The sequence below is a fragment of the Acetobacter oeni genome (assembly GCF_011516825.1).
GTDB lineage: Bacteria > Pseudomonadota > Alphaproteobacteria > Acetobacterales > Acetobacteraceae > Acetobacter > Acetobacter oeni.
Genome location: NZ_WOTA01000058.1, coordinates 1 through 8,630 on the forward strand (window position 1 = coordinate 1; position 8,630 = coordinate 8,630).

Below are 8,630 nucleotides of genomic sequence, written 5' to 3' on the forward strand. Positions count from 1 at the left end.
GATACTGCGCTCGGGTGATTTCAGTCCAGGCCATCTTGATCTCATCAGGTTATCGCAAACCCATGAATCATAACCCGCTGAAATCACTCAACTCATTTTCGGTCAGACACTAAGGGGGGCGGAATGGCGGCAATGGGACTTGCATATCCATTCTCCAGCTTCTTTCTATTGGAATGGTCCTCGTCTTCAGGGGGACGGGACCAGCGCTCAAGATGTCGCAATCGTCGATCAAATGATTGGCGCACTCAATGCCGCCCAACCCGTGGTGTTCGCACTGATGGATTATTGGGGCTTCGATGGCTGGTTGGCGCTAAAGCGTCGGCTGGCCCAGCCAGGTGCGCCGCGCCTTGAAAAAACTGTCTTTCCTGGTATCGAGCTGCGTCTCTGCGCCCCCATGTCGGGTCGGCTGAACGCTCATGTCATTTTCAGCGACAAGATAGATAATCAGCTTTTGCTCAATTTCCGGTCGGCACTCCAACTGGAACTCGTCAACCTGCCACTGTCTGACCATGGGCTCATTGCCTACGCGCGCAATGCCTCGACCGCGATCTTGCAGAAGCATGGTATCAAAAAGCCCGACATCATAGCCGATGAGCACAAGGCGCTGCAGGCTGGTTACAAAATCGCTGAGCTAAAGGCCGAGTCTTACCGTGCCGCGATCAAGGCTGTTCCGGAAAATTTGGCGATCGGCTTCATGCCCTTCATGACCAATGATGGCCTCGGCCATGTCAATGTCATGGAGCATTACGCGTATGCGATGAGCCTCTTCGATTCGTCGCCTATCTTCGAGACCCGGGATGATGCTCATTGGCATGCATTCGTCGGGCGCAAAACCGAGGCAAACGTCAAGTTCTTCGACGCGTTTCAGGAAGCTCTTGGAGGTGTCCCTCGGCTTCCAGTATCGGGGAGCGACGCACATCAATTTGTCGGTGATGGTACCAACGACGCTCGTGGTTACGGTGACTACCCAAGCGGACGGATCACGTGGATTAAGGCCGACCCCACGTGGGAAGGGCTACGTCAGGCCGTGCGTGAACCTGAGAAGCGCTGCTATATTGGCATATCGCCGCCGAAGTTACAGAGGGTTGAGGCGAATAAGACCTTCTACATTGATGCCTTATCGCTCGCAAAAGTCGACGGCAGCACCCTTGCTGATGCTTGGTTTGACGGATGCACCCTCCCGCTTAACGTCGATCTTGTCGCGATCATCGGAAATAAGGGCAGCGGCAAAAGCGCGCTTGCCGACGTGCTCGCGCTGGTCGGCAATTCGCAGCAGCACTCTCATTTCTCCTTTCTCAGGGCGGATCGGTTCAGGGGAAAGGCTGGTGAACCGGCGCGACAGTTCGAAGGAGAGCTCCGCTGGTTGGCGGGAGAGTCAACTCGGGCCAATCTGGCAGATAATCCAGCTGCGGATCGCGTTGAACTCGTGCGCTATGTGCCTCAGGGCAGGTTCGAAGCCCTCTGCAACGAGCATGTTACCGGCCGATCGGAGAACTTTGAGAAGGAACTACGCTCCGTCATCTTCTCGCATATACCATCGGAGGACAGGCTTGGGGCTCTGGACTTCGAGCAACTGATCGACGAGCAGGAAGGAGTGCTTCGTGTTCGTCTAGATGACGCGCGAAAAAACTTGGTCTCAGTCAATCGTGTCATCGCTGGTATCGAGGACCAGATGCACCCGGACATCCGGAAAAACCTTGAAGAGCAGATCAGGCTGAAAACAGTCCAGATTTCCGAGCTGGAACTGAACAAACCGCCAGCAATATCGGAGCCAGCGGATACTCTTACTCCCGATCAAGTAGATGCCTCCGCTACCTTGGTGTCATTGGTCGATAAGAACAAGGCTCTTGATACCGAAGAAACGCTGTCGAGCGAGTCCCTCACCAGCCTCTCAGCGCGACGCAAAGCCGTTCGCAATATTCGCGAGCGGTTGGCCTTACTGCAATCGCAGGTCGCGGTCGCAACCTCCGAAATCGCTGACGACCTTCGGTTGATCGATTTGAAGCCTACGGACGTCGTGGAGCTCGAGATTAAGGATGACAAATTGCACAGTGTGGACGGCGACGCTGAAAACAAGGTGCAGGCCATCGCCTTACGTCTGCAGGAAATCAAAGCGATGAAGGAAGGCAATGCTGGGCAGATCGTGACCGCAACAGAGGCGCTCGATGGGCCGCAACGCGCTTACCAACAGTATGTGAATGCGTTGAGAACATGGCAGATATCGGTCGATGCGATCCTCGGAAGCTCTAACATCCCTGATAGCAAGCGGGGTCTTGAAGCGCGCCTCGCCCAGCTTGATAAGCTTCCATTTACGTTGGAGGAGCGTAGGCAGCATCGGACCGAAATAGCAGGCGAGATATTCGACGTTCTATCGACTCAACGCGATCAGCGTTCGACTCTATTCAAGCCCCTTCAGAGATTGATCGAGGAGAATGCCCTAATCCGCGATGATTACCGGCTCCAGTTCAAAGCTAATCTAGCTGCTTACCATGATGCCGTGTCTGAAAAGCTATTCGCGCTCGTAAAGCAAAACGTCGGCGAGTTGCGCGGTGAGGATGAAAGCCGCGCCGCTATCAAGGTGCGCCTCGAAGCGCATGACTTGGACACGCGGGCCGGCGCACTGGCCTTTGCCGAGGATCTGCATAAGCTTCTGCATGATTCAGCCCGGCAGCGCTCGCCCGACCAGTTCGATCTCACGGGGCTGATGAGAAAGGATCGGACACCCAGCGAGGTTTATGATCTGATCTTCGGTTTCGAATATCTTGAGCCCAAGTACACACTCATGTTTCAGGAGACGCAAATCGAACAGCTGTCTCCTGGGCAACGTGGTGCACTGCTTCTGATCTTCTATCTGCTCGTTGATAAGAAGCGGAACCCGATCATCCTCGACCAGCCTGAAGAGAATCTTGACAACGAGACAATCGTCAGTCTGCTAGTACCAGTTCTCAATGCCGCCAAGAAGAACCGCCAGATCATCATGGTCACGCACAACCCCAATCTGGCGGTCGTATGCGATGCCGAGCAGATCATTTTTGCGGAGTTCGACCGCAAGGCAAATTGCAGAATCACCTATCTCTCGGGAGCAATTGAGGACTCGGCTATCAATGCTGCGGTCGTGAATGTGCTGGAAGGGACAAAGCCCGCCTTCGACAATCGTGGCCAGAAATATCAATGATTCTACAAACTGAAAGTCCGATTAGGGTGTATGAACGCAGAAACCCGCCAGTCCGATACCGGCCGAAAATTAGCGGCAGAGCGTTGAATGATTCATGTCCGCTATACGGAAAGCAATATGGATAATTGTATGTCCGACATGAGGCGTAAGCCGACATTACGACGACGGAGACTGAGCTGAGATGAGCTCCACGTCACAAATCCAGATTGGCAACTCGCACCAGTCTGGTTCATTGTTTACCCGATGCGGCCATTCCATTCACCCAACGACGGCGACCTCCCCCTGTCGCATGCCCTCATACTGAAGGCCGCGCTGCTGACGATCGGCTATATCGAGGAACACGGCCCGATCGGCCTCACGCCCAGCAAGGCGCTGAAACGCTATTTTGTCGCATGAGCCGCCGAGGCATTTGACTGGCCCGGCTATACGGTTGAAGACCTCTATGCCGTCAATAAAGTCCTCAATGAACATGATTTCCCGCCGCTGGTGATCCTGCATGAGGTTCTGCTCAGTGCGAAGCTCGCAAGGCATTTCAAGGGAACCCTGCGGCTGACCGACCTGGCGAGAAAGCTCAAATCGGAGCCAGCCCGGCTCTGGATGCTGTTGACGACTCATCTTCTCTTTGTCATCGACCACAGTCCATACACCCGAAGCGAAGAGCCACTGCTCGGCAACTGGGACATCTTTCTCAACGTCATTAATATCGAAGCTCAGGTTGCCGTCACCGAAGAGCGGCTGTGTTCGGTTCTCTACGGGGGCGAGGAAGATGATATCCGTCGCCGGGATTTCAAGCTGACCGCCAGTCTTTACGTCCATGTCCTGCGACCGCTGTGCTGGGCAGGACTGCTCAACGAGCACCGAACAGGCTCCGGCTTCAGCAGACCGGATTTCTATACCAAAACGCCTTTATGGCCAGTAGCCCTCAGCCTTGAAACGGACCGTCACCTGCAACCGGTGACCCATCACTAACGACTGCCGGCTTCCACTCCGGCGCGATATCGCTCCAATACAAAAGGCGGCTCCCGGAGACCGGAAGCCGCCCATGATATTCATCGACAGATCTCACTCGGCTGCGACCGCATCATGACTATCGGTCATACGCGCCGCCCCTTCTTCCCTTTCAGTTCGCTCCGGCACGTTCGCCGTCCGCAGAGCCTCGGGCAGCCAGCCGGCGCCCTCAAGCAGCCTTTCGGCCGCCTGCGCCATGTCGTTCTTTTTCAGATGTGCAATACGCTCGGCTGCCTCACTTCCCCGCGCCTCGCGCACGGCTTCGAGAATACGGGCCTTGGTGACGCGGCCCAGATAGTTCTCCACCGTCGGCTGCCAGCCCGCTTCGACCAGATCAAGCGTAAGCGCAGTGGCGAGGCGGTCGGCTCGCGCCAGCCGTTCCCTGACGCTGCGTGCCAGAGACGGGCCATGGGACGATTCATGCAACGCGTTGATCCCGAAAGACAGGCAATGCGCCAGCAGGGCCAGACGGCTGGTGTCATCCAGTCCGTCGATCCAGCGCCACAACGCGTCCTCATCCTCCGGCAGATCGTGCTTCCAACCTTCGTTGCGCTGGCGCAGCGCATGAGCCGGCAGGCTGCCCGGCATGTCGGGGGAATGCACCGGCAGGGAGATTTCCCGAACATAGGCTTCCAGGCAGTCCGCGCCCGAGACCTGCCAGTACAGGTCGCGCATCAGCGTGTGGAGCAGTTCCGTCAGCGCGATATGCGGATTGCCGGCAAACGCATCGCGCAGGGCCAGCGTGCGCCAGGCCGTCAGTTCGGTCAGCAGGCGGTCGGAAAGCGGCTTGAGTCCGTCTTCTTCTTCGGGCTCGGTATCGAAGGTATCTTCCATCCCAATTCCTTCGACATCGTCACCCGTGCCGTGATGAACGACCGTGTCATCATATCCCTCGGACTCATCGTGACCATCCTCGGGCTCCACCGGCATATCCTCGGGCAGAACGAAGCCCCGTTCGACCAGCAACGTGCCGTCGGTATCGAGACTGACAAAGACGCCGGCTCGCTGCATGTCCACCGGATCGAAGGACACAGGGCGTTCTTCCAGCGCCTCAATGGCCTGCTCGATCTCGCCCAGGCGGATATCAACGTCTTCGGGGAATTCATCGGCCTGCGCGTATTCCGCCTCGATCGTTTCCTGCTCGCTGTGCAGCGCGGTCAGGCGGGCGGCTTCTTCTTCCAAGAGCACCACTGGCACACCGTCGATCTCCGCTAAGTGCCGTGTGTGCCCCCAGGGGAAGGATAGCGCCGTCTCGACCCATTTCCAGCCTTCGGCACGGACCTGTTCGGCCGCCTCCTGCAGCTTTTCCATCACCAACTGATCGAGCAGGGTCGGATCCTGCAGCCAGCCGCCGTCGTCTGCCTCGAACAGGTCACGCATGACGGGACCGCCGGCGGCAAGATAGACGTCCAGCCCGACAAAGCGCACCCGGCGATCTGACGCCCGCACGGTTTTCTCCGTCAGCATGCGGCGGATCAGATAGGGTTCGCGATTGTGGCTCTGGGCAATAATCTCCCAGACCTGTTCCTGACGGGTGTGGTCATCGCTGATCGAAAAGGCCATGAGCTGGTCGAGCTTCATGCCATCCTGCTCGTAGATCTCGCGCAGTTTGTCGGACACGGTCATCAGGCGCAGACGCTGTTTGACCACGGTGGGCACGACGAAGAACGCGGCCGCGATTTCTTCCTCGGACATGCCCTTCTCCAGCATGTCACGGAAAGCCCGAAACTGGTCCAGCGGATGCAGGGCCACGCGCTGGACGTTTTCGGCCAGGGAATCATCCTCGGCGAGAATGGCCGATCCTGCCTCACGCACGACACAAGGCACCGGGGCGGTTTTCGCCAGTTTCTTCTGCTTCACCAACAGTTCGAGGGCGCGGAACCGGCGCCCTCCAGCAGGCACCTCGTAGGCACCGGTTTCCGCCCCCTCACCATTCAGGACGGGACGGACGTTCAGGCTCTGCAGCAGGCCGCGGCGTTCGATGTCGCGGGCCAGTTCCTCGATCGACAGACCGGACTTCACACGCCGCACATTGGACTGCGACAGCACCAGCTTGTTGAAAGGAATATCACGGGACGCATTGAGGGCGATTTTCTGGATGGCGCTCGCCATGGCAGGACACTCCGTAACGGACGGGCGGAAGCCTCTCTCCCACCCCTGAATCCGTCACGAAAAACCCCACGTCCCTCTTCCTCTCTCCCGGCCCCACGAGAGGTCAAACCGCATCCACGGAATGGCACGGACACGACTTTACGGAAGCTACATCTGCTCCAGTCGATCTGCGAGTCGACACGCGTCACGATAAAATACGACCATTATAGTCGTTCAATCACTGATTTGTGATAGTGCCGACCATGATAGCCGCGAATGTTCGCGCGTATCCCCAAGCCCTCTCTGCACGGCGCATCTCCCTGTTTCCACGTATTTTTCTGTTCACGCCTATCCCGTCCGACCTCCACAGTGCTGTCAGAACCACTCACAGGTCCATGCAGAAAGGACGGGAAGATGGCACGCCAACGCGATACGATAGCGGGCAAGGTGCGGCTCGTTCTCGACGCCCCGGAGGCCAACGTGACACCATTACGCAATGGAGCCGATCCTCGGCTGGTCAGTCTGGTCCGGCTTCTGGCCCGTCAGGCCGCACGGGATTTCGTCAACGCTGAAGTGGAGGCCGCGAGGCGACGCGATCTCCAGGATTAAGGAGATGGGATTGTGAAAGTCGCGCTCTACGCCCGCTACTCATCCGACAACCAGCGCGATGCGTCGATCGAGGATCAGTTGCGCCTCTGCCGGCTTCATGCGGAGAAACAGGGCTGGACGATCATCGACAGCTACACCGACCGTGCCATCTCCGGTGCTTCCCTGCTCCGCCCAGGTATTCAGGAACTGATCCAGGACGCTACGCGCGGCCGCTTCACGATCATCGTGGCCGAAGCCATGGACCGGCTGTCGCGCGACCAGGAAGATATCGCCGGCCTGTTCAAACGGATGACGTTCGCTGGCGTGCGGATCATCACCCTCTCCGAGGGCGACGTTACCCACCTGCATATCGGCCTCAAGGGCACCATGAATGCCCTGTTCCTCAAGGATCTGGCCGAGAAGGTTCGGCGGGGGCTGCGCGGGCGTATTGAGGACGGCAAGTCCGGCGGCGGCAATTCCTATGGCTATGATGTCGTGCGCCAGTTCGATGCGAAAGGCGAGCGCATCCGGGGCGACCGGACCATCAACGAGGAGGAGGCCCGCACAGTCAGACGGATCTTCACCGATTACACACGGGGAAAGTCGTCCCGCACGATCGCCATGGAATTGAACCGGGACGGCGTTCCGGGTCCGCAGGGACGTGATTGGGGACCGTCCACCATTCACGGCAATCGGGAACGCGGCACCGGTATCCTCAACAACGAGATGTATGTCGGGCGCCTGGTCTGGAACCGGCTGCGTTATCTGAAGGATCCGGATAGCGGCAAGCGCGTCTCACGCCTCAATCCTGAATCCGAATGGGTGATCCAGGAGGTGCCGGAATTACGGATCGTCGAACAGGATCTGTGGGATGCCGTAAAGGCCCGCCAGGCCGAAACGACGTTCAGCCAGCCGGCACGGGGAAACGAGGCCCTCAGCGCGCAACGGCGTCCCCGCCATCTCTTTGCCGGGCTGATCCGCTGCGGCTGCTGTGGTGGTGGTTACAGCATGATCTCAAAAGATCTGCTCGGCTGCTCGACAGCACGCAACAAGGGCACCTGCGACAATCGGCTCAACATCCGTCGCGACGCCCTCGAAGCATCAGTGCTGAGCGGGCTGCGCACGCATCTGATGGAACCGGACCTGTTCAAGGAGTTCTGCAACGAGTTCACCCGCGAGGTGAACCGACTGCGCATGGAACTGGGTGCCGATCTCGCAGCAATGCGGAATGAAATTCCCCGCATCGACAGAGAACTGGATAAGCTTCTGAATCTTATCCTTGCCTCAGATGACATTGAGGCATCCAAGCGGGTCATGAAAAAAATGACGACGCTCGAAGCCCGCAAGGAGGAACTGGAACAGAAAGTCGCCAATACCGAGGAGCCGCCTCCCCTTCTCCATCCGAACATGGCGGAGATCTACCAGCAGCGGATCACGTCTCTTTATGAGAGCCTTCAGGCCGAAGAGACGAAGACCGAGGCTGCCGAGCGCCTGCGCACACTGGTCTCGCAGATCACGCTCCAGCCGACCGACGGCGAACTGACGATCATCCTGCGCGGCGACCTGGCGGCGATCCTGCAGTTCGCGGCGCACAAGAAAAACGCCACGGTCCATCCGGACAGTGGCGTTCTCGATGCGTTCGTATCGCAAGTATCGTTGGTTGCGGGGACAGGATTTGAACCTGTGACCTTCAGGTTATGAGCCTGACGAGCTACCGGACTGCTCCACCCCGCGGTGGTAATTTTGTGATATGTTTAGGGTGGACTGG

General features: G+C 58.1%; 4 protein-coding genes, 1 tRNA gene and 1 pseudogene. 4 read left to right on the forward strand and 2 right to left on the reverse strand.

Going from position 1 to position 8,630, the window contains the following annotated elements:
* Positions 1-94 precede the first annotated feature (94 nt).
* Both GOB90_RS18130 and GOB90_RS19735 read left to right on the forward strand, forming a co-directional pair.
* On the forward strand, positions 95-3,175 hold the full coding sequence (locus GOB90_RS18130) for a TrlF family AAA-like ATPase (protein WP_173572200.1): 3,081 nt from the start codon (positions 95-97) through the stop codon (positions 3,173-3,175).
* A 243-nt stretch (positions 3,176-3,418) separates the two neighbouring features.
* Positions 3,419-4,144: pseudogene (locus tag GOB90_RS19735) on the forward strand (hypothetical protein).
* Between the two features lie 93 nt (positions 4,145-4,237).
* Here the strand turns inward: GOB90_RS19735 and GOB90_RS18140 are convergent.
* Positions 4,238-6,295, reverse strand: a complete 2,058-nt coding sequence (locus GOB90_RS18140) for a ParB/RepB/Spo0J family partition protein (protein ID WP_048846583.1) — start codon at positions 6,293-6,295, stop codon at positions 4,238-4,240.
* Between the two features lie 393 nt (positions 6,296-6,688).
* Between GOB90_RS18140 and GOB90_RS18145 the strand changes: the two genes are divergently transcribed.
* Together GOB90_RS18145 and GOB90_RS18150 are read left to right on the forward strand one after the other, a co-directional pair.
* The gene (locus tag GOB90_RS18145) at positions 6,689-6,883 is read left to right on the forward strand and encodes a hypothetical protein (protein WP_048846582.1); all 195 of its coding nucleotides are present in this window, start codon (positions 6,689-6,691) and stop codon (positions 6,881-6,883) included.
* A 12-nt stretch (positions 6,884-6,895) separates the two neighbouring features.
* Positions 6,896-8,563 (forward strand): recombinase family protein, encoded by a 1,668-nt coding sequence (locus tag GOB90_RS18150; protein WP_173572201.1) that lies wholly within the window; start codon positions 6,896-6,898, stop codon positions 8,561-8,563.
* On the opposite strand, the gene GOB90_RS18155 is transcribed toward GOB90_RS18150, so the two are convergent.
* Positions 8,520-8,596, reverse strand: a tRNA-Met gene (locus GOB90_RS18155). The genes GOB90_RS18150 and GOB90_RS18155 overlap by 44 nt on opposite strands.
* Between the last annotated feature and the right edge of the window lie 34 nt (positions 8,597-8,630).

Coding starts and splice junctions, on each gene's coding strand:
- GOB90_RS18140 (WP_048846583.1), bottom strand. CDS start 6,295: ATGGCGAGCGCCATCCAGAAAATCGCCCTCAATGCGTCCCGTGATATT.
- GOB90_RS18145 (WP_048846582.1), top strand. CDS start 6,689: ATGGCACGCCAACGCGATACGATAGCGGGCAAGGTGCGGCTCGTTCTC.